Genomic DNA, 22533 nt, shown 5'->3' on the forward strand with positions numbered 1-22533 from the left:
CTTACACTATGAACATTTCCTCGCCTTAGCGTTGTAGTGTAGAATGCGGCGTTTCAGTTAAAACAGACGTTAAGCTCAGAACAGCGACCTCTAAAGTCTGGTCAACCAGGCGTAAGGCATAATAATTTATCTCTATGAAGAACATACGTAACTTTTCGATCATTGCTCACATTGACCACGGTAAATCGACGCTGTCTGACCGTATTATCCAAATCTGCGGTGGCCTGTCTGACCGTGAAATGGAAGCTCAGGTACTTGATTCGATGGATCTTGAGCGTGAGCGCGGCATTACTATTAAAGCCCAGAGTGTGACGCTGGATTTTAAAGCGTCTGATGGTGAAACTTATCAACTGAACTTTATCGACACGCCGGGACACGTTGACTTTTCCTATGAAGTTTCCCGTTCGTTAGCCGCCTGCGAGGGCGCGCTGCTGGTGGTGGATGCCGGCCAGGGCGTAGAAGCGCAAACGTTGGCGAACTGCTACACCGCGATGGAAATGGATCTTGAAGTGGTGCCGGTGCTTAACAAGATTGACCTGCCGGCCGCCGATCCGGAGCGTGTGGCGGAAGAAATCGAAGACATTGTCGGTATCGATGCGACGGACGCGGTACGCTGCTCCGCCAAAACGGGTGTCGGCGTGACGGATGTTCTGGAACGCCTGGTGCGCGATATCCCGCCGCCGCAAGGCGATCCGGACGGCCCGCTGCAGGCGCTGATTATTGACTCCTGGTTCGATAACTACCTGGGCGTGGTATCGCTGGTGCGTATTAAAAACGGCACCATGCGTAAAGGCGACAAAATTAAAGTGATGAGCACCGGGCAGACCTACAACGCTGACCGCCTGGGGATCTTCACGCCGAAACAGGTTGATCGTACCGAGCTGAAGTGCGGCGAAGTAGGCTGGCTGGTCTGCGCCATTAAAGATATCCTCGGCGCGCCGGTTGGCGATACTTTAACCTCAGCGCGTAACCCAGCGGAAAAAGCGTTGCCGGGCTTTAAGAAGGTGAAACCGCAGGTCTATGCAGGTCTGTTCCCGGTCAGCTCCGACGATTATGAAAGTTTCCGCGACGCGCTCGGCAAGCTGAGCCTGAATGATGCCTCACTGTTTTATGAACCGGAAAGCTCCTCGGCGCTGGGCTTTGGCTTCCGCTGCGGCTTCCTCGGCCTGTTGCACATGGAGATCATTCAGGAGCGTCTGGAACGCGAATACGATCTGGATCTGATCACCACTGCGCCGACCGTGGTGTATGAAGTAGAAACAACGGCGAAAGAGACTATCTATGTTGATAGCCCCTCCAAGCTGCCGCCGTTGAATAACATTTATGAACTGCGCGAGCCTATCGCCGAGTGTCATATGCTGTTACCACAAGCCTATTTAGGTAACGTTATTACGCTGTGTATTGAGAAACGCGGCGTACAAACTAACATGGTGTATCACGGTAACCAGGTCGCGTTGACCTATGAAATCCCGATGGCGGAAGTGGTGCTCGACTTCTTTGACCGTCTGAAATCAACGTCGCGCGGCTATGCGTCTCTGGATTATAACTTCAAGCGCTTCCAGGCTTCCGATATGGTGCGTGTTGATGTGTTAATCAACAACGAGCGTGTCGATGCGCTGGCGCTGATCACGCACCGTGATAACTCGCAAAGCCGTGGTCGCGAGCTGGTGGAGAAGATGAAAGATTTGATTCCACGCCAGCAGTTTGATATCGCGATTCAGGCGGCGATTGGTACGCATATTATTGCCCGTTCGACGGTAAAACAGTTACGTAAAAACGTGCTGGCGAAGTGCTACGGCGGCGATATCAGTCGTAAGAAAAAACTGCTGCAGAAACAGAAAGAAGGTAAGAAACGCATGAAGCAGATCGGTAACGTCGAGCTGCCCCAGGAAGCGTTCCTCGCCATTCTGCATGTCGGTAAAGACAATAAATAATCCCTAAGGAGTTGGCATGGCGAACATGTTTGCCCTGATTCTGGTGATAGCCACACTGGTGACGGGCATTTTATGGTGCGTTGATAAGTTTGTTTTCGCGCCAAAACGTCGGGCGCGCCAGGCTGCCGCGCAAACGGCGTCGGGAGATGCGCTGGATAACGCTACGCTCAATAAAGTGGCGCCTAAGCCAGGCTGGCTGGAGACCGGGGCGTCGGTTTTCCCGGTTCTGGCGATCGTTCTGATCGTTCGTTCATTTCTTTATGAACCCTTTCAGATCCCGTCAGGCTCAATGATGCCGACACTGCTTATCGGCGATTTTATTCTGGTGGAAAAATTTGCCTACGGCATTAAAGATCCGATCTACCAGAAAACCCTGATTGAGACCGGTCATCCAAAGCGCGGGGATATTGTGGTATTTAAATATCCGGAAGATCCTAAGTTAGATTACATCAAACGCGCCGTCGGTTTGCCGGGCGATAAAATCACTTATGATCCGGTTGCGAAAGAGGTGACGATTCAGCCTGGCTGTAGCTCCGGTCAGGCGTGCGAAAATGCGCTGCCGGTTACCTACTCTAACGTTGAGCCGAGCGATTTTGTACAGACCTTTGCCCGCCGTAACGGCGGAGAAGCGACCAGCGGTTTCTTTGAAGTTCCGCTAAACGAGACAAAAGAAAACGGCATTCGCCTGACCGAACGTAAAGAGACGTTAGGCGATGTAACCCACCGCATCCTGATGGTGCCGATAGCCCAGGATCAGTTGGGCATGTATTACCAACAGCCAGGACAACCGCTGGCGACCTGGGTTGTACCGCCGGGACAATATTTCATGATGGGCGACAACCGCGATAACAGCGCGGATAGCCGTTACTGGGGATTTGTTCCGGAAGCGAATCTGGTCGGTAAAGCGGTCGCTATCTGGATGAGCTTTGACAAGCAGGAAGGGGAGTGGCCGACAGGCGTACGCCTGAGTCGTATCGGCGGTATTCACTAACTGTGACGAGATGATCGTTCACGCTGCCGTCTTTTTAGCGGCAGCGTGAATTATTTCCTGGATAAATTCCCTCAGACTAACGACATCCCCTGTCGTTGTGTATAGAATATTCCCCCGAAGTTTTAGGTTGGCGCCGTTTGGTCGCCACGGCACACGAAACAGCGTTGGTTATAGACAACCTTCTTTCCGCTGCAGCGATGCGGCAGGACAGATGACGTGTATCAGGTCTGTTTCGTGTGCTGGATTGTTGACGCATTCATTTATTGGTATCGCATGAACCCCATCGTAATTAATCGGCTTCAACGGAAGCTGGGCTACACTTTTAATCATCAGGAGCTGTTGCAGCAGGCATTAACTCACCGCAGCGCCAGCAGTAAACATAACGAACGCCTGGAATTTTTAGGCGATTCAATCCTGAGCTTCGTTATCGCTAACGCGCTTTATCACCGTTTTCCACGGGTGGATGAGGGAGATATGAGCCGTATGCGCGCCACGTTGGTACGTGGTAATACGCTGGCGGAATTAGCCCGTGAATTTGATTTAGGCGAGTGCCTGCGTTTAGGGCCGGGCGAATTAAAAAGCGGCGGATTCCGCCGAGAGTCCATTCTGGCGGACACCGTGGAAGCGTTAATCGGCGGAGTATTTCTCGATAGCAATATCCAGACCGTCGAGCAGTTAATCCTTAACTGGTATAAAACCCGTCTGGATGAGATAAGTCCGGGCGATAAACAAAAAGATCCTAAAACGCGCTTGCAGGAATATTTGCAGGGTCGCCATCTGCCGCTGCCATCTTACCTGGTTGTGCAGGTACGCGGCGAGGCGCACGATCAGGAATTTACTATCCACTGCCAGGTCAGCGGCCTGAGCGAACCGGTGGTTGGCACGGGTTCCAGCCGTCGTAAGGCGGAGCAGGCTGCCGCCGAACAGGCGCTGAAAAAACTGGAGTTGGAATGAGCACCGACAAAACTTACTGCGGATTTATTGCCATCGTCGGACGTCCGAACGTTGGCAAATCCACCTTGCTGAACAAACTGCTCGGGCAGAAGATTTCGATCACTTCCCGTAAAGCGCAGACCACGCGCCACCGCATTGTCGGTATTCATACCGAAGGCCCGTATCAGGCAATCTATGTCGATACCCCGGGACTGCATATGGAAGAAAAGCGCGCCATTAACCGTTTGATGAATAAGGCGGCGAGCAGTTCGATTGGCGACGTTGAGCTGGTGATTTTCGTTGTAGAAGGCACCCGTTGGACGCCGGACGACGAAATGGTCCTGAACAAACTGCGCGATGGCAAAGCGCCGGTTATTCTCGCCGTTAACAAGGTGGATAACGTGCAGGAAAAAGCCGATTTGCTGCCGCACCTCCAGTTCCTGGCAAGCCAGATGAACTTTCTTGATATCGTACCCATCTCTGCTGAAACGGGTATGAACGTCGATACCATTGCCAGTATCGTGCGTAAACATTTACCGGAAGCGATTCACCACTTCCCGGAAGATTATATCACCGATCGCTCTCAGCGCTTTATGGCGTCTGAAATCATTCGTGAAAAGCTGATGCGTTTTCTCGGCGCCGAGCTGCCGTATTCCGTTACCGTTGAGATTGAACGTTTTGTTACCAACGAACGCGGCGGCTATGATATCAACGGGCTGATCCTCGTCGAGCGCGAAGGGCAGAAGAAGATGGTGATTGGCAACAAAGGCGCCAAAATCAAAACCATTGGTATTGAAGCGCGTAAAGACATGCAGGAGATGTTTGAAGCGCCGGTACACCTGGAACTGTGGGTGAAAGTGAAATCCGGCTGGGCCGATGACGAACGCGCTCTGCGCAGTCTCGGTTACGTAGACGATCTGTGAGTTAACACAGCGTGGAAGGGTGGCAGCGCGCATTTGTCCTGCACAGTCGCCCCTGGAGCGAAACCAGCCTGATGCTGGACGTCTTCACGGAAGAATCGGGGCGCGTGCGCCTTGTCGCCAAAGGCGCGCGATCTAAACGTTCCAATCTGAAAGGCGCGTTACAGCCTTTTACGCCGTTATTGCTACGCTACAGCGGACGCGGCGAGGTGAAAACCCTGCGCAGCGCCGAGGCAGTTTCTCTGGCGCTGCCGTTAAGCGGTATTACGCTCTATAGCGGCCTGTACATCAACGAACTCCTCTCTCGCGTACTGGAATATGAAACGCGCTTCTCCGAACTCTTTTTTGATTATCTGAACTGTATTCAGGCGCTGGCGGGAACCACCGGCTCGCCTGAACCGGCGTTGCGACGTTTCGAACTGGCGTTGCTGGGGCATCTGGGGTATGGCGTCAATTTCACCCACTGTGCAGGCAGCGGCGAACGGGTGGATGACACCATGACCTACCGTTACCGCGAAGAAAAAGGTTTTTTCGCCAGCGTCGTCATCGATAACAACACCTTTACCGGACGGCACCTGAAAGCGCTGGAGGCGCGGGAATTTCCGGATGTAGATACCCTGCGTGCCGCTAAACGCTTTACCCGTATGGCATTAAAGCCGTATCTTGGGGGAAAACCGTTAAAAAGCCGGGAGCTGTTCCGGCAATTTATGCCCAAACGCACAGTAAAAACGAAGAAAGATTAACGAGGATTGTCATGGCTGAATTACTGTTAGGCGTCAATATTGACCACATTGCCACGTTACGTAATGCGCGCGGCACCGACTATCCGGATCCGGTACAGGCGGCGTTTATTGCTGAACAGGCAGGCGCGGACGGCATTACCGTACACCTGCGCGAAGATCGTCGCCACATTACCGATCGCGATGTGCGCATTCTGCGTCAGACGCTGCATACGCGTATGAATCTGGAGATGGCGGTGACCGAAGAGATGCTGGCGATCGCCGTAGAAACCAGGCCGCATTTCTGTTGTCTGGTGCCGGAAAAACGCCAGGAAGTCACCACCGAAGGCGGCCTGGATGTGGCCGGACAGCGCGATAAAATGCGTGATGCCTGTGCGCGCCTGGCGGCGGCTGGCATCCAGGTTTCGCTCTTTATCGATGCCGATGAAGCGCAAATCAACGCGGCGGCGGAAGTCGGCGCGCCGTTTATCGAAATCCATACCGGCTGCTACGCCAACGCGGAAACCGATGCGGAACAGGCAAAAGAGCTGGCGCGTATTGCCAGCGCCGCGACCCTGGCGGCCCGTCTGGGGCTAAAAGTAAATGCGGGTCATGGCCTGACCTACCATAACGTCAAAGCTATTGCCGCGCTGCCGGAAATGCACGAGCTCAATATCGGTCATGCCATTATTGGTCGGGCGGTGATGACGGGGCTGAAAGAGGCGGTGGCTGAAATGAAACGTTTGATGCTGGAAGCGCGCGGCTAATGGCGATTCTCGGCCTGGGAACGGACATTGTAGAGATTGCCCGCATTGAGGCAGTGATCTCCCGTTCCGGCGAACGTCTGGCAAGGCGTGTGCTCAGTGACAACGAGTGGGCTATCTGGGAGTCGCATCAGCAGCCGGTGCGTTTTCTCGCCAAGCGTTTTGCGGTCAAAGAGGCGGCAGCGAAAGCTTTTGGCACCGGCATCCGCAACGGTCTGGCGTTTAATCAGTTCGAAGTGTTTAACGATGAGCTGGGAAAACCACGTTTGCGGCTGTGGGGCGAGGCGTTAACGCTGGCGGAAAAACTCGGTGTGGCGCACATGCATGTCACGTTGGCCGATGAACGCCATTACGCCTGCGCTACGGTCATTCTGGAGAGTTAGATTTGCCGGATGGCGGCGTAAACACGTTATCTGACCTACAGGCCGATATATTGTCGGCCTGATAAGCATAGCGCCATCAGGCATTGTTGCGTTGGAAGTGCGTTAACCCGCTTACAGTTTATCTGCGTGATGCATCAGAACAAACTTATCCCACAACTGTTCTTCGCTTTCGACATGGGCGGGATCCTGCAAAATCGTATTGGGGATCGGGCAGACTTTCTGACAGGTCGGCGTTTCGTAATGGCCTACACACTCGGTGCATTTATCGCTGTTAATTTCATAAATGCTGTCGCCCATTGAAATCGCCTCATTCGGGCACTCTGGCTCGCACATATCGCAGTTGATACATTTTTTGGTGATTAACAGCGCCATCAGGAAATTCTCAGAAACAACATAAATCGGGCGGGCATTATACGCCTATTTTCTGCTCGGGCCAGCTCTTTTCTGGCGCTGATTTGTTATCTACCGTGTAAAAATTTTTGATCTGCTTGAGCAGGCAGATGGTTGCGTTATCCAGTGAAAGGTCATTACTGTGCACCAGCATGACAGGAATAAAGAATGCGGGGATGCCCAGTGAAACCAGGCGAACATTTTTGGGTGTCGATAAATGGGTTAGCGAGCGGGTAATAAATGCGATGCCAATCTGCGCTTCGGCATACTCAAGGCATGAGTAGTGGTTATCCAGTTCGCAGATGACGTTAGGGACGACTTTGCGGTTATTAAATTCAGTGGTGATGATCCCCCTTAATAGCAGAGAGTCATTAAGTACGATAATGGGCTGGTCGTTTAAATCTTTTAGATGCAGACGTTCGCGTGTCGCCAGAGGATGAGAAAGTGGGATTGCAGCGATAATTTCATCTTCAAACAGCATGGTCGAGCTTAGCTGGGCAGGGAGCGCTGTTCGATAAACAATGCCAATATCAACGACGCTATCCGTCAGCTTTTTAATGGTTTGCTCAGTTGAGAACTCTTTAACATTTAAAGATATTTCCGGATGGTGCGCCATAAAGCTGCGAAAAGCGGGCAGAACCAGGTAGCTGCCTGACACCCCGATTGAAATAGTATCGCGCTGTTGATCCTGATAGGGAAGAAGTTCATTTTCGGCATTTTTTAAATCCAGCATTATTTTGTTAGCGTGTCGTTGCAAAATAATGCCTGCTTTTGTTAATTTAATTCCTCTGCCTTTTCGCTTAAATAATATTGTTTTAAGTGATGACTCAAGTTGTTTGATTTGCTGACTTAATGATGGCTGAGTGATAAACAGGCGACTGGCCGCCCGACCATAATGTAATTCATCACACAATATCAGGAAGGAGTGTAGTTGTTTGATATTCATTAAAATTTAATGCCAATCGATTGGGTTTTGTTATAACGATTATAAAAAATACCAAATTGTTTGCCTATTTTGCTTTTTTTAAACTGTGATCAGTGCATTTTAAAAAGGGAAAATTATGTCGGCATCAATCAACCGCTGGGGAATGCTTGCCGCTCACGTGTGCATCAATTTTGTGCTCGGGGGCGTTTACGCATTTAGCTATTTCAAAACACCACTCATGGCGCAATATCACTGGGATCCGGCTACGCTGGCGTTAGCATTCTCTATCAACATGGGGATCATTCCTTTACCGATGATTTGGGGCGGGAGAATGATCGACAATGGTAAAGGAAAGCAGGCGATAGTTATCGGCGGTATCCTGTTTTCTTTAGGTTTTATCTTGTCCGGGTTTGTGGATAATTTGCCCATGCTGTTTTTAACCTACGGCGTCATTGCCGGGTTGGGATCGGGCCTGGCTTTTACGGGTAATCTTAATAATATTCTGAAATTTTTCCCTGACCGTCGCGGTCTTGCCAGCGGTATCGTACTGGCGGGTGTTGGCGTCGGGACGCTACTTTGCACCCGCCTGGCCGAATATTTTATGGCGCAAACTCATGATGTTAGTCGGGCGTTGTTATATCTTGGTATTGTTTATCTGGTGGTTATTTTTATCGTCCAGTTCTTTATTCGTAGCGCGCCAGCAAAAGATAGCGGAGGAATTAAAGCGTCGCCACTGGATAAAGACTATCGGCACATGCTGAAAGATTTGCGCTTCTGGCTGCTGTTTATGATTCTGGCGCTGGGCGTGTTCTCTGGGATGGTAATTAGCTCAAGCTCTGCGCAAATTGGTATGACGCAGTACGGTTTACTGTCCGGTGCATTAGTCGTTAGCCTGGTCTCGATATTTAACTCAATTGGTCGTCTGTTCTGGGGAGGGTTAACCGATAAATTAGGCGGCTATAATACGCTGGTTATTGTTTACCTCTTTACTTGCTTGTGTATGCTGCTGTTATTTTTCTTCAATGGCAATACTTCGGTATTTTATTTCAGCGCTCTGGGCGTGGGCTTTGCTTATGCCGGTATATTAGTTATCTTCCCTGGCTTGACCAGCCAGAATTTTGGCATGCGCAACCAGGGACTAAACTACGGCTTTATGTATTTTGGTTTTGCCGTCGGTGCGGTTATTGCTCCTTACGTCACGTCCGCCATTGCAAAATATACCGGAAGCTACAATACAGTATTTATTTTGACAACGGTGCTATTGCTTATTGGAGTCGTGTTGACCCTGATAACGAAAAAATATGTCGCAACGGTTTTAGCCAAAATTCATTAATCAGATAATAAGGAAATAAAAATGAAAATTGCAATCGCAGGTGCAGGCGCTATGGGATGTCGTTTTGGCTATATGCTGCTGGAGGCCGGGCACGACGTGACGCTTATCGATAGCTGGCAGGAGCATGTCGACGCTATTCGTAGCAAGGGGTTGTTTGTCGAAACGGAAACGACTCAGAAGTATTACCCCATCCCTGCTATGTTGGCCGATGAATCCCAGGGGGAGTTTGAGCTGGTTATTCTGTTTACCAAAGCCATGCAGCTGGATAGCATGTTACAGCGTATCAAGCCATTACTGCCAGCCGCGAAGGTCGTGATGATTTTATCTAACGGCTTGGGAAATATCGAAACGCTGGAGAAATATGTCGATCGGCAGAAAATCTATGCGGGTGTGACGTTATGGTCCAGCGAACTGGAGGGGGCTGGGCATATTATGGCCACCGGTACCGGAACGATTGAACTGCAGCCGATTGCCAGCCAGGATTCGGCTCAAGAGGCTAAGGTCATTGCCACCCTTAATAGCGCGGGATTGAATGCTGAAATAAGCCCTGACGTATTATTATCGATCTGGAAGAAAGCAGCCTTTAATAGCGTAATGAACACCTATTGCGCGCTACTGGATTGTAATGTCGGCGGATTTGGTCAGCGGCCTGGTGCTTTAGATTTAGCGCAAGCGGTAGTTGATGAGTTTGTATTGGTTGCTGCCAGCCAGAATATTCCGTTGACTGAGCAAATGGTGATGAATACGGTGAAGAAAGTGTTCGATCCGCGTGAGAGCGGCCACCACTATCCTTCTATGCATCAGGATTTACATAAAGGCCGACTGACTGAAATCGACTATTTAAATGGTGCGATTGCGCGAATCGGCGCTCAGAACAATATTGCCGTACCGGTTAACACACTCCTGACGCAATTGATTCACGCTAAAGAAGCGCAATAAACTTGATGGCTCTTCTGCATGAGGCGGAAGAGCCATTTTCAAACCAGTTTTTTTACCAGCGCCTCGCTATGGCGAATACGCTCCGGCGCCCGCTCTAAATCCTGTTGTACCAGCGCCATAAACAGTAAGTCGGTCAACATCATTTGCGCATGTGTCGAGGAGATAGCGGCGCTGCGCGTCGCCTGCTCTTCAGCAATCGTATACAGACAGCGGGTGGCGCGCTGCTGCAAGGCGTTGGGAGAAAAACCGGTAATGGCCAGGATTTTCGCGCCTGCGCGTAATGTTTCGTCCGCCGCCAGGTTCAGCTCGCGCCGCTCCCCGGAATAAGAGATCGCCAGCAGCAGATCCTCCGGCGCCAGCGCCTGCACCGTCGCCAGCAGGGCGTGCATATCGCGCTCAACCACCGCGTTAATGCCAATCTTCAGTAGCTTCCAGGCAAAATTTTGCGCCACCAGCCCAGAGGCGCCAATCCCGGTGATCACAATACGGCGGGCGTGGCGCAGCATCGTGACGCTTTCTAACAGCTTTTCTTCACTGTTAACGTCCAGCGTGGCGTGCATCGCCGCCACATTCTCTTTAATTAATTTTTCCCCGACCAGGCGCATCGGATCGTCGCCGCGAATCTGGTTATGAACGGGAACGGAATGCGGATTAGGATTGCTGGCCAACGCTTCGCTGATAGCCAGTTTCAACGCCGGAAACCCTTTAAACCCCAGTTTTTGCGCGAACTTGACTACGCTGGATTGGCTGACGCCCGCTTCGGCCGCCAGTTGCTGCGAGCTCAGATGTCGCGCCGTATCCGGTTGCGCGAGCAGATAATCCGCCAGTTTCCTGTCGCTTTGCGCGAGATCCGGATAACGCTGGCGAATACGAATCAAACAGTTCATGGGCAGCTCCTGCGAAACGTGATGGCGACGACAAAACGAAATTTCACTCGCCTGGGGGAATATTCTATTCCATCATGGACGCTTATTATGAATTAAAAATTCCAGAGGGACAAAAATGAATCTTGGTACCTTAGTGTCTGAAACCCGTAACCCGCAAACGATGGATCTGGATGCGTTGCCTACTCCTGAATTAGTTAAGCGTTTTAATGAACAGGATACGCGGGTAGCGGAAGCGGTAAAAGCCACTCTGCCTGACGTTGCGCGTGCGGTGGATGCCGCTGCGGCGGCGCTGAAGTCTGGCGGACGTATCATCTATATGGGCGCGGGCACCAGTGGTCGGCTTGGCGTACTGGATGCCTCAGAATGCCCCCCGACGTTTGGCGTTCCGCACGGTCTGGTCGTCGGACTGATTGCCGGCGGGCCGGGCGCGTTGTTGAAAGCGGTCGAAGGCGCGGAAGACAGCCAACAGGCAGGCGAAGACGATCTTGTCGCACTAAATCTGCAAGAACAGGATCTGGTCGTGGGGCTCGCGGCGTCGGGTCGTACACCCTATGTGATTGGCGGCCTGCGCTATGCGCGACAGTCCGGTTGTACCACTGTTGCCGTCTCCTGTAATCCAGATTCGCCTATTGCGCGGGAGGCTAATATCGCTATTTCGCCCGTTGTCGGGCCGGAAGCGCTTACCGGCTCCACGCGGCTGAAATCCGGCACCGCGCAGAAAATGGTGCTCAATATGATTTCTACCGGCGCGATGGTGAAGTTCGGCAAGGTCTATCAAAACCTGATGGTGGATATGAAAGCCACCAACGTCAAACTGGTCGATCGCGCGTGTCGGATGGTCGTTGAAGCGACCGGGATAGGTCGTGAAGAGGCGGAAACGTTGCTGAAACAGACCGATTTTGAGGTTAAGCCCGCCATTTTGATGGCGCTTACGGGGCTGGATGCTGCAGCCGCCAGGGAAAAACTCGCTGCTCATCAGGGCTTTTTAAGGGCGGCGTTAGAACACTAAAGAGGTGTGTATGGATAAGACGGCAGCGCTCGCCAGCGACATTTTACGTGGTATCGGCGGAGAGCAAAATATTCTGCGCCTGGAAAACTGTATGACGCGAGTCAGAGTGGAGGTACAGGACGACAGCCAACTGGATATTCCGCGCTTAAAAGCGTTGCCTGGCGTTAGTGGATACGTAAAGCAAGGGGAGCAACATCAGCTGATCGTTGGGCCGGGGAAGGCTGCGCAGGTGGTTGATGCGATGCGCGTGCAGATTGCCGCAGGTGGTGTAAAGCCGGACGACGCTATGGCGCGTACCAAATCCGAGGCGAAAGCGAAGTATAAAGCGCCGATGAGCGATGCTTTGCGTAAGCTGGCGAATGTTTTTATTCCGCTTATCCCCGCCTTTATCGCATCCGGCTTGATTACCGGCATTATCAACATTCTTAAACGTCCGGATATCGTTGGCGATGTTGCCGTCCACTATCCTAACCTGCTGGGCCTGATGGGGATATTTGGTAGCGCGGTGTTCGCTATCATGAACATTCTGGTTGGCGTCAATACCGCGAAAGTCTTTGGCGGATCGCAGGCGTTAGGCGGCGTGATGGCAGGGATCCTTTCCAGCCCGCAACTGGCGCAGATTACGCTCTTTGGCGAGGCGCTTCAGCCGGGACGGGGCGGCGTCATCGCCGTCCTGCTGGTGGTAGCGTTAATGTGCTGGATTGAGCGCCAGTTCCGTAAGCTGCTGCCGGGGTCGCTAGAGTTAATTCTTAACCCTTTATTGACGACTGTTATCACCGGCGCGGTAGCGATTGTCGCTCTGCAACCGCTTGGCGGCTGGATTTCAGACGCTATCGCTCACGGCGCGTCCTGGGCTATCGATCGCGGCGGTTTTCTGGTGGGCGCGGTGTTAGCCGGAACCTTCCTGCCGTTGGTACTGACCGGGCTGCATCAGGGGCTGGTGCCTATTCATGTGGAGCTGGTGCAAGCGCACGGCTATAACGCGCTGTTTCCCATCCTGGCGATGGCGGGCGTTGGTCAGATAGGCGCGGCCATTGCCGTACTGATGAAAACCCGCAATGCGCGACTCAAAAAGGTGATTAAAGGCGCGCTTCCTGTCGGACTGCTGGGGATTGGCGAGCCGCTGATTTTTGGCGTCACGCTGCCATTGGGTAAGCCATTTATTGGCGCTTGCCTCGGCGGCGCGGTAGGCGGGGCGTTGATCAGCTACTGGAAAGTGGCGACGGTAATTACCTTTGGTATTTCCGGTTTGCCGCTGGCATTAACAATTGTTGCCGGAAAAGTCCTGTTCTATCTGTTAGGCTATTTAATAGCGGTAATTGCCGGGTTTATTTTTACCTGGCTGCTGGGGTTCAATGATCCAGAGGAGTAAGGTTTGGTCAGCCACGAGCGTCGTGTCGTCTTTTTTGATTTGGATGGAACGTTACATCAACAGGATATGTTCGGCAGTTTTCTGCGTTATTTGCTGCGCCGTCAGCCGCTAAATGCGCTGCTCGTACTGCCGTTGTTACCCATTATCGGTATCGGTTTACTGGTAAAAGGGCGTGCGGCCCGCTGGCCGATGAGTCTGTTGTTGTGGGGCTGTACTTTTGGCCATAGCGAAACGCGTTTGCAGGCGCATCAGGCGGATTTTGTCCGTTGGTTTCGCGCTAACGTCACGGCGTTTCCGGTTGTACAGGAGCGTCTGACCACCTATCTATTGAGCTCTGACGCGGATATCTGGCTTATTACCGGTTCTCCACAATCATTGGTAGAGCAAGTCTATTTTGATACGCCGTGGCTGCCGCGCGTTAACCTTATCGCCAGCCAGATGGCGCGACGGTATGGCGGCTGGGTATTAACCGTGCGCTGCCTGGGCCATGAAAAAGTCGCGCAACTGGAACGTAAAATCGGTACGCCGTTGCGTCTTTATAGCGGCTACAGCGACAGCAAACAGGATAACCCGCTGCTTTATTTTTGCCAGCATCGCTGGCGGGTGACGCCGCACGGCGAGTTGCAGCAGCTCGAATAGTGAAACGCATAGCGTCTGTGTATAATGCCGCCCGCTTTCATTACCGGAGTTACCTCTTTGTCTGATGTCGAATTAGATCACGAATACTGGATGCGCCACGCGCTGACGCTGGCGAAACGCGCCTGGGACGAACGCGAGGTTCCGGTTGGCGCGGTATTGGTGCATAACCATCGCGTCATTGGCGAAGGCTGGAACCGACCCATTGGCCGCCACGATCCTACTGCGCATGCTGAAATAATGGCGCTGCGTCAGGGCGGCCTGGTATTGCAGAATTATCGGTTACTGGATACCACGCTGTATGTCACGCTGGAGCCCTGTGTAATGTGCGCAGGCGCTATGGTGCATAGCCGCATTGGACGCGTTGTCTTTGGCGCGCGCGATGCAAAAACCGGCGCGGCCGGATCGCTAATTGACGTGCTGCACCATCCGGGAATGAATCACCGGGTCGACATTATTGAAGGGGTGCTGCGCGATGAATGTGCGACGCTGCTCAGTGATTTTTTCCGTATGCGTCGTCAGGAAATTAAAGCCCTGAAGAAAGCCGACCGTGCGGAAGGCGCGGGGCCGGCAGTATAGCGCAATGCCGGATAAGACGTTGCGCGTCGCCATCCGATAAGACCATCGCGCTATTTTTCTTCTTTCTTCTGCGGCGTAAACAGTAAAGACGGCGAATGCGTCAGGTAGCCTGATGACTGCGATAAAAACGACAGGAGGGGGAAGGGCGCTTTATTCAGCTCCTCCGGCGACACCGCCGGGTAATCCTGCGCCAGTTTCATGGCTTCCGCTTCCTGCTTTTCTTTTTCCTGCAAATACCCCACTAAACTTATCTGGTATTTACGGATATTTTCCACATAAGCATAAGCCTCATGTCCACGCGCGTAACCGTAGGTTAGCTTACTGTAATACGGTTTTTGGCTTAACAGAGGCAAACGCTGCTTCACATCGGTCCAGCTATCCGGATTGCCTTTGGTTTTTACCGTCAGCGATCTGGCATCGAGCATGTGCGCATAACCCATATTGTAGGCGGCTAAGGCAAACCAGATACGCTCGTCTTCCGGAACGGTTTCGGGAACTTTAGCCATCATATCTTCAAGATAGCGAGCGCCGCCGCTGATGCTTTGCTCCGCATCGGTACGGTCGGTCAGCCCCAGACTTTGGGCGGTATTTTTAGTCAGCATCATCAGGCCGCGCACGCCGGTTGGCGAGGTCGCCAGCGGGTCCCAGTGTGATTCCTGATAAGAAATCGCCGCCAGCAGGCGCCAGTCTATCTCTTTGGCATATTTTTTAAATAACGGCTCCAGCTCCGGCAGGACGTTATCCACCGCTCGCAGGAAAGAGCGGGTATCAACGTAGTCGAAATCATCGCCATGCCCCAGATATTTCTCTTCGATCCGCGCCAACGACCCGTCTTCATTGATCGAATTGAAAAAATCGAGCAGCGCGGCGGAGAGCGTATTATCGTCGTCCAGTCGGCTAAACCAGGTCACGGGCTGTTCATCCGTGACATCCAGCGCCACGGCCAGCTCGGGATGAACGCGCTGAAACAGACTGATCGCCACTGAATCGGCAATGGTGTAATCCAGTTTGCCGCTGATGACCTCTTCCAGCAGCGTCGTCGAGCCTTTTTTATCATCCACTTTCCAGCTCAGGTCGGGAAACTTTGTCTCTTTTAAACGCTGTAAGTCATTGACTACGACGTGCCCTGGCGCAATGGTAAGCTGATTCTCGTTAACGGTCGCCAGCGAACGTGGGCGATATTGTCCGACCCGGTAGACGAGCTGTTGCGAAACCGAGTAATACATGGGACCGGGCTGATAGTTTTTAACGCGTGCGCTGTCGTAGACCAGCCCAGCCGCGAGCAGGTCGGCATTGCCGTTATCCAGATCGTCAAACAACTGGCTGATATTCTGGCGCACCGTCACTTTCAGCTTCACGCCGAGATAGTTGGCGAACTGCTGCGCCAGTTCATAGTCCAGACCATATTTTTTACCGTTGATAACGGAATAGGTTAATGGCGAGTCGATCGTACTGACGCGCAGTATCCCCCGGGCTTGAATCGCGGCGATATGGTTTTCGGTTTTACCGAACCAGGGGATTGAGGGCCAAAGGGCTGCTGCCAGCAGCAGCGTCAATATGCCGATGAACAGATAATTAATCTTTAATTTTTTCAATTAGTTAATTCTCTGGATCGTGCGTTGCCTCAGGCTGAAAATGATGTTTTGCTGCAATAGATAAGTCATTAATGAGCGGCATTTTGCGTAACAATGCGCCAGTTGGCAACTTATTCGCAACGATAGCCGCACCGTATGACAAGAAAAAGCGGTGATTTTATTTCTACGCAAACGGTTTCGTCGGCGCGTCAGATTCTTTATAATGACGGCCGTTTCCCCCCTTGCGCACACCAAAGCTTAGAAGACGAGAGACTTATGATGGAAATTCTGCGTGGTTCGCCTGCACTGTCTGCATTCCGTATCAATAAACTGCTGGCGCGCTTTCAGGCTGCCAACCTCCAGGTCCACAATATATACGCTGAGTATGTCCATTTTGCTGACCTGAACGCCCCGTTAAATGATAGCGAGCAGGCGCAGCTTACCCGTCTGCTGCAATACGGCCCGGCGCTTAGCAGCCATACGCCGGCGGGTAAACTCCTGTTGGTCACACCGCGTCCTGGTACCATCTCCCCCTGGTCTTCAAAAGCAACGGATATCGCCCACAACTGCGGCCTGCAACAGGTTGATCGTCTGGAGCGCGGCGTAGCGTACTATATCGAGGCTTCGACGTTGACGGCGGAACAGTGGCGACAAGTGGCCGCAGAGCTGCACGACCGTATGATGGAGACGGTGTTCTCTTCTTTAACCGATGCGGAAAAACTGTTTATCCACCATCAGCCTGCGCCGGTTTCCAGTGTCGATCTGCTGGGAGAAGGCCGTCAGGCGTTAATTGACGCCAACCTGCGTCTTGGTCTGGCGCTGGCGGAAGATGAAATCGACTATTTGCAGGAGGCGTTTACCAAACTGGGGCGCAACCCGAACGATATCGAACTGTACATGTTCGCCCAGGCGAACTCCGAGCACTGCCGCCACAAGATTTTTAACGCCGACTGGATTATCGACGGTAAACCGCAGCCGAAGTCGCTGTTTAAAATGATTAAAAACACCTTCGAAACCACGCCGGACTATGTGCTCTCTGCCTATAAAGACAATGCCGCGGTGATGGAAGGATCTGCGGTGGGGCGCTACTTCGCCGATCACAATACTGGCCGTTACGATTTTCATCAGGAGCCCGCGCACATTCTGATGAAGGTCGAAACGCATAACCACCCAACCGCTATCTCTCCGTGGCCGGGGGCGGCGACCGGTTCCGGCGGCGAAATTCGTGATGAAGGCGCCACCGGGCGTGGCGCGAAACCAAAAGCCGGGCTGGTGGGCTTCTCCGTTTCCAACCTGCGTATTCCGGGCTTTGAACAGCCGTGGGAAGAGGATTTTGGCAAGCCGGAACGTATTGTCACCGCGCTGGATATCATGACCGAAGGTCCGCTGGGCGGCGCGGCGTTTAACAACGAATTTGGTCGCCCGGCGCTGACCGGCTACTTCCGTACTTATGAAGAGAAAGTGAACAGCCACAATGGCGAAGAGCTGCGCGGCTATCACAAGCCGATCATGCTGGCGGGCGGGATCGGTAATATCCGCGCCGATCACGTGCAGAAAGGCGAGATCGTCGTCGGCGCGAAGCTGATCGTCCTTGGCGGCCCGGCGATGAATATCGGCCTCGGCGGCGGCGCGGCATCGTCAATGGCTTCCGGCCAGTCTGATGCGGATCTCGATTTTGCCTCTGTTCAGCGCGACAACCCGGAAATGGAACGCCGCTGCCAGGAAGTGATCGACCGCTGCTGGCAGTTGGGCGACGCTAACCCAATCCTGTTTATCCATGATGTGGGCGCGGGCGGTCTCTCCAATGCGATGCCGGAGCTGGTGAGCGACGGCGGGCGCGGCGGGAAATTCGAACTGCGCGACATTCTTAGCGACGAGCCGGGCATGAGCCCGCTGGAAATCTGGTGTAACGAATCCCAGGAGCGTTATGTGCTGGCGGTCGCGGCTGACCAGTTGCCGCTGTTCGATGAACTGTGTAAGCGCGAACGCGCGCCGTATGCGGTCATTGGCGACGCTACCGAAGAACAACATCTCTCGTTGCATGATAGCCATTTCGACAATCAGCCGATCGATCTACCGCTGGATGTCCTGCTGGGCAAAACGCCGAAAATGACCCGCGATGTGCAAACATTGAAGGCGAAAGGCGATGCGCTGAGCCGCGCGGATATCACAATTGCCGACGCGGTAAATCGTGTTCTGCATCTGCCGACCGTGGCGGAAAAAACTTTCCTTGTCACTATTGGCGACCGTACCGTCACCGGTATGGTGGCGCGTGACCAGATGGTTGGCCCGTGGCAGGTCCCGGTAGCTGACTGCGCGGTCACTACCGCCAGCCTCGACAGCTACTACGGCGAAGCGATGTCGATTGGCGAGCGCGCGCCGGTGGCGCTGCTGGACTTTGCCGCCTCCGCCCGTCTGGCCGTCGGTGAGGCGTTGACTAACATTGCCGCGACGCAGATTGGCGATATCAAGCGCATCAAGCTTTCCGCTAACTGGATGGCGGCAGCCGGTCATCCTGGCGAAGATGCCGGTTTGTATGACGCGGTTAAAGCGGTGGGAGAGGAACTCTGTCCGCAGCTTGGCCTGACGATTCCGGTGGGCAAAGATTCGATGTCGATGAAAACCCGCTGGCAGGAAGGTAACGAACAGCGCGAAATGACCTCGCCGCTGTCGCTGGTGATTTCCGCGTTTGCCCGCGTGGAAGACGTGCGTCACACCCTTACGCCGCAGCTGTCAACGGAAGATAACGCCTTGCTGCTGATCGATCTTGGCAAGGGCCACAACGCGCTGGGCGCAACGGCGCTGGCGCAGGTCTATCGTCAGCTTGGCGACAAACCCGCGGACGTGCGTGACGTCGCGCAACTGAAAGGCTTCTATGACGCCATGCAGGCGCTGGTCGCTGCGCGTAAATTACTGGCCTGGCACGACCGTTCCGACGGCGGTCTGCTGGTGACGCTGGCCGAGATGGCCTTTGCCGGCCACTGCGGCGTGCAGGTCGATATCACTGCGCTGGGCGATGACCATCTGGCCGCACTGTTCAACGAGGAGCTGGGCGGCGTGATTCAGGTACGCGCTGAAGACAGAGACGCGGTCGAAGCGCTGTTGGCGCAGTACGGCCTTGCTGACTGCGTCCACTACCTTGGTCAGGCCCTGGCTGGCGATCGCTTTGTGATTACCGCTAATGACCAGACGGTATTCAGCGAAAGCCGCACTACGCTGCGTGTCTGGTGGGCGGAAACCACCTGGCAGATGCAGCGTCTGCGCGACAATCCGCAATGTGCTGACCAGGAACACGAGGCGAAAGCGAATGATGCCGATCCGGGCCTCAACGTGAAGCTGTCGTTTGATATTAATGAAGATATCGCCGCGCCGTACATTGCGACAGGCGCACGACCGAAAGTCGCTGTACTGCGCGAGCAGGGGGTGAACTCTCACGTGGAGATGGCGGCGGCGTTCCATCGTGCGGGCTTTGACGCGATTGACGTCCATATGAGCGACCTGCTGGGCGGTCGTATCGGTCTGGGCAACTTCCATGCGCTGGTGGCTTGCGGCGGCTTTTCCTACGGCGACGTGCTGGGGGCGGGCGAAGGCTGGGCGAAATCCATTCTGTTTAACCATCGGGTGCGCGACGAATTCGAAACCTTTTTCCATCGTCCGCAGACGCTGGCGCTTGGGGTGTGCAACGGTTGCCAGATGATGTCGAATCTGCGCGAGCTGATCCCGGGCAGCGAACTGTGGCCGCGTTTTGTACGTAACCATTCTGACCGCTTCGAAGCCCGCTTCAGCCTGGTAGAAGTGACGCAAAGCCCATCGCTGCTGCTGCAAGGAATGGTAGGCTCACAGATGCCGATTGCGGTTTCCCATGGGGAAGGGCGCGTTGAGGTGCGGGACGATGCGCATCTTGCCGCGCTTGAGAGCAAAGGCCTGGTCGCCCTGCGCTACGTTGATAACTTTGGTAAGGTGACCGAAACCTATCCGGCTAACCCGAACGGTTCGCCGAACGGCATCACGGCGGTGACGACCGAAAATGGTCGGGTGACGATTATGATGCCGCATCCGGAACGCGTATTCCGCACCGTCGCCAACTCCTGGCACCCGGAAAACTGGGGCGAGGATAGCCCGTGGATGCGTATCTTCCGTAATGCGCGTAAGCAGCTTGGTTAATTAGCCCGATAGCCATTAAGCCCCTCTTCACGAGGGGCTTTTTTGTAGACGGCGCTTATCAGGCCCACGGGGAAGCGCGGTTGAAGCTACCGTCTTGAACGTCAAGCGGTAGGCCGGATAAGGCGTTTACGCCGTCATCCGGCAATAAACTAGTGCTTATGCCGCAAGATTAAAGTGTCGGGAAATCCCGACATGAGTGGGGGATAGGTTGTCGCCAAAAAGAGACATTTAACTATTTGATTTTAAATTGTTTTATTTTTAGGTGTTGCAGGTGTTGCTGATTGGCGACAGAAAGGGCAAAAAACAGACAGAGCCATTTTTAGCATGAATAACGATATTTTTCATATCTATCATTGTGTTAACAAAGTCTTTTGAATGTTGGCACAATTACTGCATAATGATAACCAGTGGCTCATTCACCTTCTTATGTCAGCCCCTTAGGGACGCGCTACATAAACTTCGAATGACGCACAACAAGGTGCCTGCCGTCCAACTTCTGATAATAGCGTAGCTTTATCAACCTCCGGGCGAAACGTCGAGTTAGGCACCGCCTTATTCCATAACAAAGCCGGGTTTAGCCCGGCTTTGTTGTATCTGGCGCTTCCCTCGGTTAGCATCTTTTTTATTCTTCTTTTATGTGAGCGACACGTTGAAGCGCTGGTCTGTTTTCCCCCGTTCTTTACGACAATTGGTCATGCTGGCCTTTTTGCTGATCCTGCTGCCGTTGCTGGTTCTGGCCTGGCAGGCGTGGCAAAGCCTTAACGCGTTAAGCGATCAGGCTGCGGTGACTAACCGCAGCACGCTTATTGACGCCCGGCGCAGCGAGGCGATGACCAACGTCGCGCTGGAGATGGAGCGAAGCTACCGACAGTATTGCGTGCTTGACGATCCGACGCTGGCAAAAGTGTATCAAAGCCAGCGTAAGCGCTATAGCGATATGCTGGACGCCCATGCCGGCGTCTTGCCGGATGATAAGTTGTATCAGGCGTTACGCCAGGATTTAAACGCGCTGGCGCAATTGCAGTGTAAAGATAGCGGCCCGGAAGCGGCAGCGGCCGCGCGCCTGGAGGCCTTTGCCAACGCGAATACGGAAATGGTGCAGGCGACGCGTACTGTGGTTTACTCGCGCGGGCAGCAGTTACAACAAGAAATCGCCGAGCGCGGACAATTTTTCGGCTGGCAGGCGCTGGTGCTATTTCTGGTGAGCCTGGCGATGGTGCTACTTTTTACCCGCATGATTATCGGGCCGGTGAAAGGAATTGAACGGATGATTAATCGCCTGGGCGAAGGCCGTTCTTTAGGGAATACCGTCACCTTTACCGGTCCGCGTGAATTACGATCGGTGGGGCAGCGCATTATCTGGCTGAGTGAGCGTCTGGCGTGGCTGGAATCCCAGCGCCATCAGTTTCTACGTCACTTGTCCCATGAGCTGAAAACCCCGCTGGCCAGTATGCGCGAGGGGACAGAGCTGCTGGCCGATCAGGTGGTTGGGCCGCTGACGCCGGAGCAAAAAGAGGTGGTCGATATTCTGGATGACAGCAGTCGTAATTTACAAAAATTGATTGAGCAATTGCTTGATTACAACCGGAAACTGGTAGACAGTGCCACAGAGCTGGAAGCGGTCGATATCGCGCCGCTTGTGGATATGGTGGTTTCCGCCCACAGTTTGCCTGCCCGCGCTAAAATGATGCATACCGATGTCGACCTGGAGGCCGAACGCTGCATAGCAGAGCCCATGTTGCTGATGAGCGTGCTGGATAATCTCTATTCCAACGCGGTGCACTATGGCGCTGAATCCGGTAACATTTGTATCCGTAGTCGCTCTCAGGGCTCCACGGTTTATATCGATGTGGTTAATAGCGGCGAACCGATTCCGCAAACCGAAAGAGAAATGATTTTTGAGCCTTTTTTCCAGGGAAGCCACCAGCGAAAAGGGGCGGTAAAAGGCAGTGGGTTAGGGCTGAGTATCGCCAGAGATTGTATTCGTCGAATGCAGGGAGAGATCCAACTGGTGGATGACAACGCGCAGGAAGTTTGTTTTCGCATCTCGCTGCCGCTGCCTGCATCTGACAAACACTAAT

General features: G+C 53.4%; 20 protein-coding genes. 15 read left to right on the forward strand and 5 right to left on the reverse strand.

Annotated features, from left to right (window positions below; translation table 11 throughout):
• Positions 1 to 134 precede the first annotated feature (134 nt).
• The 7 genes from lepA to acpS all read left to right on the forward strand — a co-directional run bounded on the left by lepA (position 135) and on the right by acpS (position 6644).
• Positions 135 to 1934, forward strand: a complete 1800-nt coding sequence (gene lepA, locus HV477_RS08030) for a translation elongation factor 4 (protein ID WP_000790154.1) — start codon at positions 135 to 137, stop codon at positions 1932 to 1934.
• A 16-nt stretch (positions 1935 to 1950) separates the two neighbouring features.
• On the forward strand, positions 1951 to 2925 hold the full coding sequence (lepB, locus tag HV477_RS08035; RefSeq protein ID WP_000002559.1) for a signal peptidase I: 975 nt from the start codon (positions 1951 to 1953) through the stop codon (positions 2923 to 2925).
• Positions 2926 to 3198: 273 nt separating this feature from the next.
• Positions 3199 to 3879 (forward strand): ribonuclease III, encoded by a 681-nt coding sequence (rnc, locus tag HV477_RS08040; RefSeq protein ID WP_001068341.1) that lies wholly within the window; start codon positions 3199 to 3201, stop codon positions 3877 to 3879.
• Positions 3876 to 4781, forward strand: a complete 906-nt coding sequence (era, locus tag HV477_RS08045; RefSeq protein WP_000102231.1) for a GTPase Era — start codon at positions 3876 to 3878, stop codon at positions 4779 to 4781. Before rnc ends, era begins: the two co-directional genes overlap by 4 nt.
• 11 nt (positions 4782 to 4792) lie before the next feature.
• Positions 4793 to 5521, forward strand: a complete 729-nt coding sequence (gene recO, locus HV477_RS08050) for a DNA repair protein RecO (protein WP_000399380.1) — start codon at positions 4793 to 4795, stop codon at positions 5519 to 5521.
• A gap of 11 nt (positions 5522 to 5532) precedes the next feature.
• Entirely contained in the window at positions 5533 to 6264 is a 732-nt protein-coding gene (gene pdxJ, locus HV477_RS08055) for a pyridoxine 5'-phosphate synthase (RefSeq protein WP_000818964.1), read from the forward strand.
• Positions 6264 to 6644, forward strand: a complete 381-nt coding sequence (acpS, locus tag HV477_RS08060) for a holo-ACP synthase (protein ID WP_000986041.1) — start codon at positions 6264 to 6266, stop codon at positions 6642 to 6644. Before pdxJ ends, acpS begins: the two co-directional genes overlap by 1 nt.
• Positions 6645 to 6755: 111 nt before the next feature.
• Here the strand turns inward: acpS and HV477_RS08065 are convergent, their stop codons facing one another.
• Positions 6756 to 7016, reverse strand: a complete 261-nt coding sequence (locus HV477_RS08065) for a YfhL family 4Fe-4S dicluster ferredoxin (RefSeq protein ID WP_001196290.1) — start codon at positions 7014 to 7016, stop codon at positions 6756 to 6758.
• A 37-nt stretch (positions 7017 to 7053) separates the two neighbouring features.
• The gene (locus HV477_RS08070; RefSeq protein ID WP_023233486.1) at positions 7054 to 7980 is read right to left on the reverse strand and encodes a LysR family transcriptional regulator; all 927 of its coding nucleotides are present in this window, start codon (positions 7978 to 7980) and stop codon (positions 7054 to 7056) included.
• A gap of 115 nt (positions 7981 to 8095) precedes the next feature.
• Between HV477_RS08070 and HV477_RS08075 the strand changes: the two genes are divergently transcribed.
• Positions 8096 to 9292: an OFA family MFS transporter gene (locus HV477_RS08075; RefSeq protein ID WP_001276364.1), complete on the forward strand. Its 1197-nt coding sequence runs from the start codon at positions 8096 to 8098 to the stop codon at positions 9290 to 9292.
• A 21-nt stretch (positions 9293 to 9313) separates the two neighbouring features.
• Positions 9314 to 10231 (forward strand): oxidoreductase, encoded by a 918-nt coding sequence (locus HV477_RS08080; protein WP_000684036.1) that lies wholly within the window; start codon positions 9314 to 9316, stop codon positions 10229 to 10231.
• Positions 10232 to 10269: 38 nt separating this feature from the next.
• On the opposite strand, the gene HV477_RS08085 is transcribed toward HV477_RS08080, so the two are convergent.
• On the reverse strand, positions 10270 to 11118 hold the full coding sequence (locus tag HV477_RS08085) for a MurR/RpiR family transcriptional regulator (protein ID WP_000995694.1): 849 nt from the start codon (positions 11116 to 11118) through the stop codon (positions 10270 to 10272).
• 115 nt (positions 11119 to 11233) lie between these two features.
• Between HV477_RS08085 and murQ the strand changes: the two genes are divergently transcribed.
• From murQ to tadA, 4 genes are read left to right on the forward strand one after another with little or no spacing between them, the layout of a single operon-like run.
• The gene (murQ, locus tag HV477_RS08090) at positions 11234 to 12127 is read left to right on the forward strand and encodes an N-acetylmuramic acid 6-phosphate etherase (RefSeq protein WP_001048535.1); all 894 of its coding nucleotides are present in this window, start codon (positions 11234 to 11236) and stop codon (positions 12125 to 12127) included.
• A gap of 10 nt (positions 12128 to 12137) precedes the next feature.
• On the forward strand, positions 12138 to 13499 hold the full coding sequence (locus HV477_RS08095) for a PTS transporter subunit EIIC (protein ID WP_000361660.1): 1362 nt from the start codon (positions 12138 to 12140) through the stop codon (positions 13497 to 13499).
• A gap of 3 nt (positions 13500 to 13502) precedes the next feature.
• Complete coding sequence (yfhb, locus tag HV477_RS08100) at positions 13503 to 14138, forward strand: phosphatidylglycerophosphatase C (protein WP_000253558.1); 636 nt, start codon at positions 13503 to 13505, stop codon at positions 14136 to 14138.
• 24 nt (positions 14139 to 14162) lie between these two features.
• Positions 14163 to 14714 (forward strand): tRNA adenosine(34) deaminase TadA, encoded by a 552-nt coding sequence (gene tadA, locus HV477_RS08105; protein WP_001134563.1) that lies wholly within the window; start codon positions 14163 to 14165, stop codon positions 14712 to 14714.
• Positions 14715 to 14764: 50 nt separating this feature from the next.
• Here the strand turns inward: tadA and mltF are convergent, their stop codons facing one another.
• On the reverse strand, positions 14765 to 16309 hold the full coding sequence (gene mltF / locus HV477_RS08110; RefSeq protein WP_001650370.1) for a membrane-bound lytic murein transglycosylase MltF: 1545 nt from the start codon (positions 16307 to 16309) through the stop codon (positions 14765 to 14767).
• Positions 16310 to 16543 (reverse strand): hypothetical protein, encoded by a 234-nt coding sequence (locus tag HV477_RS08115; RefSeq protein WP_078060672.1) that lies wholly within the window; start codon positions 16541 to 16543, stop codon positions 16310 to 16312.
• A 21-nt stretch (positions 16544 to 16564) separates the two neighbouring features.
• Here HV477_RS08115 and purL point away from each other — a divergent pair, with 21 nt between their 5' ends.
• Positions 16565 to 20452, forward strand: coding sequence for a phosphoribosylformylglycinamidine synthase (purL, locus tag HV477_RS08120; RefSeq protein ID WP_079899151.1), 3888 nt, complete (start codon positions 16565 to 16567; stop codon positions 20450 to 20452).
• Between the two features lie 649 nt (positions 20453 to 21101).
• Entirely contained in the window at positions 21102 to 22532 is a 1431-nt protein-coding gene (gene qseE, locus HV477_RS08125; RefSeq protein ID WP_001670672.1) for a two component system sensor histidine kinase QseE/GlrK, read from the forward strand.
• The last annotated feature ends 1 nt before the right edge of the window (position 22533 follow it).

The sequence above is a fragment of the Salmonella sp. SG203 genome, assembly GCF_013350575.1.
GTDB lineage: Bacteria > Pseudomonadota > Gammaproteobacteria > Enterobacterales > Enterobacteriaceae > Salmonella > Salmonella enterica.

Bases quoted from the DNA above. Each gene is read 5' to 3' on its own strand.
- purL (WP_079899151.1), top strand. From the start codon at position 16,565: ATGATGGAAATTCTGCGTGGTTCGCCTGCACTGTCTGCATTCCGTATC.
- lepB (WP_000002559.1), top strand. From the start codon at position 1,951: ATGGCGAACATGTTTGCCCTGATTCTGGTGATAGCCACACTGGTGACG.
- HV477_RS08095 (WP_000361660.1), top strand. From the start codon at position 12,138: ATGGATAAGACGGCAGCGCTCGCCAGCGACATTTTACGTGGTATCGGC.
- lepA (WP_000790154.1), top strand. From the start codon at position 135: ATGAAGAACATACGTAACTTTTCGATCATTGCTCACATTGACCACGGT.
- HV477_RS08085 (WP_000995694.1), bottom strand. From the start codon at position 11,118: ATGAACTGTTTGATTCGTATTCGCCAGCGTTATCCGGATCTCGCGCAA.
- HV477_RS08075 (WP_001276364.1), top strand. From the start codon at position 8,096: ATGTCGGCATCAATCAACCGCTGGGGAATGCTTGCCGCTCACGTGTGC.
- HV477_RS08065 (WP_001196290.1), bottom strand. From the start codon at position 7,016: ATGGCGCTGTTAATCACCAAAAAATGTATCAACTGCGATATGTGCGAG.
- pdxJ (WP_000818964.1), top strand. From the start codon at position 5,533: ATGGCTGAATTACTGTTAGGCGTCAATATTGACCACATTGCCACGTTA.
- HV477_RS08080 (WP_000684036.1), top strand. From the start codon at position 9,314: ATGAAAATTGCAATCGCAGGTGCAGGCGCTATGGGATGTCGTTTTGGC.
- tadA (WP_001134563.1), top strand. From the start codon at position 14,163: ATGCCGCCCGCTTTCATTACCGGAGTTACCTCTTTGTCTGATGTCGAA.
- rnc (WP_001068341.1), top strand. From the start codon at position 3,199: ATGAACCCCATCGTAATTAATCGGCTTCAACGGAAGCTGGGCTACACT.
- era (WP_000102231.1), top strand. From the start codon at position 3,876: ATGAGCACCGACAAAACTTACTGCGGATTTATTGCCATCGTCGGACGT.
- acpS (WP_000986041.1), top strand. From the start codon at position 6,264: ATGGCGATTCTCGGCCTGGGAACGGACATTGTAGAGATTGCCCGCATT.
- murQ (WP_001048535.1), top strand. From the start codon at position 11,234: ATGAATCTTGGTACCTTAGTGTCTGAAACCCGTAACCCGCAAACGATG.
- HV477_RS08070 (WP_023233486.1), bottom strand. From the start codon at position 7,980: ATGAATATCAAACAACTACACTCCTTCCTGATATTGTGTGATGAATTA.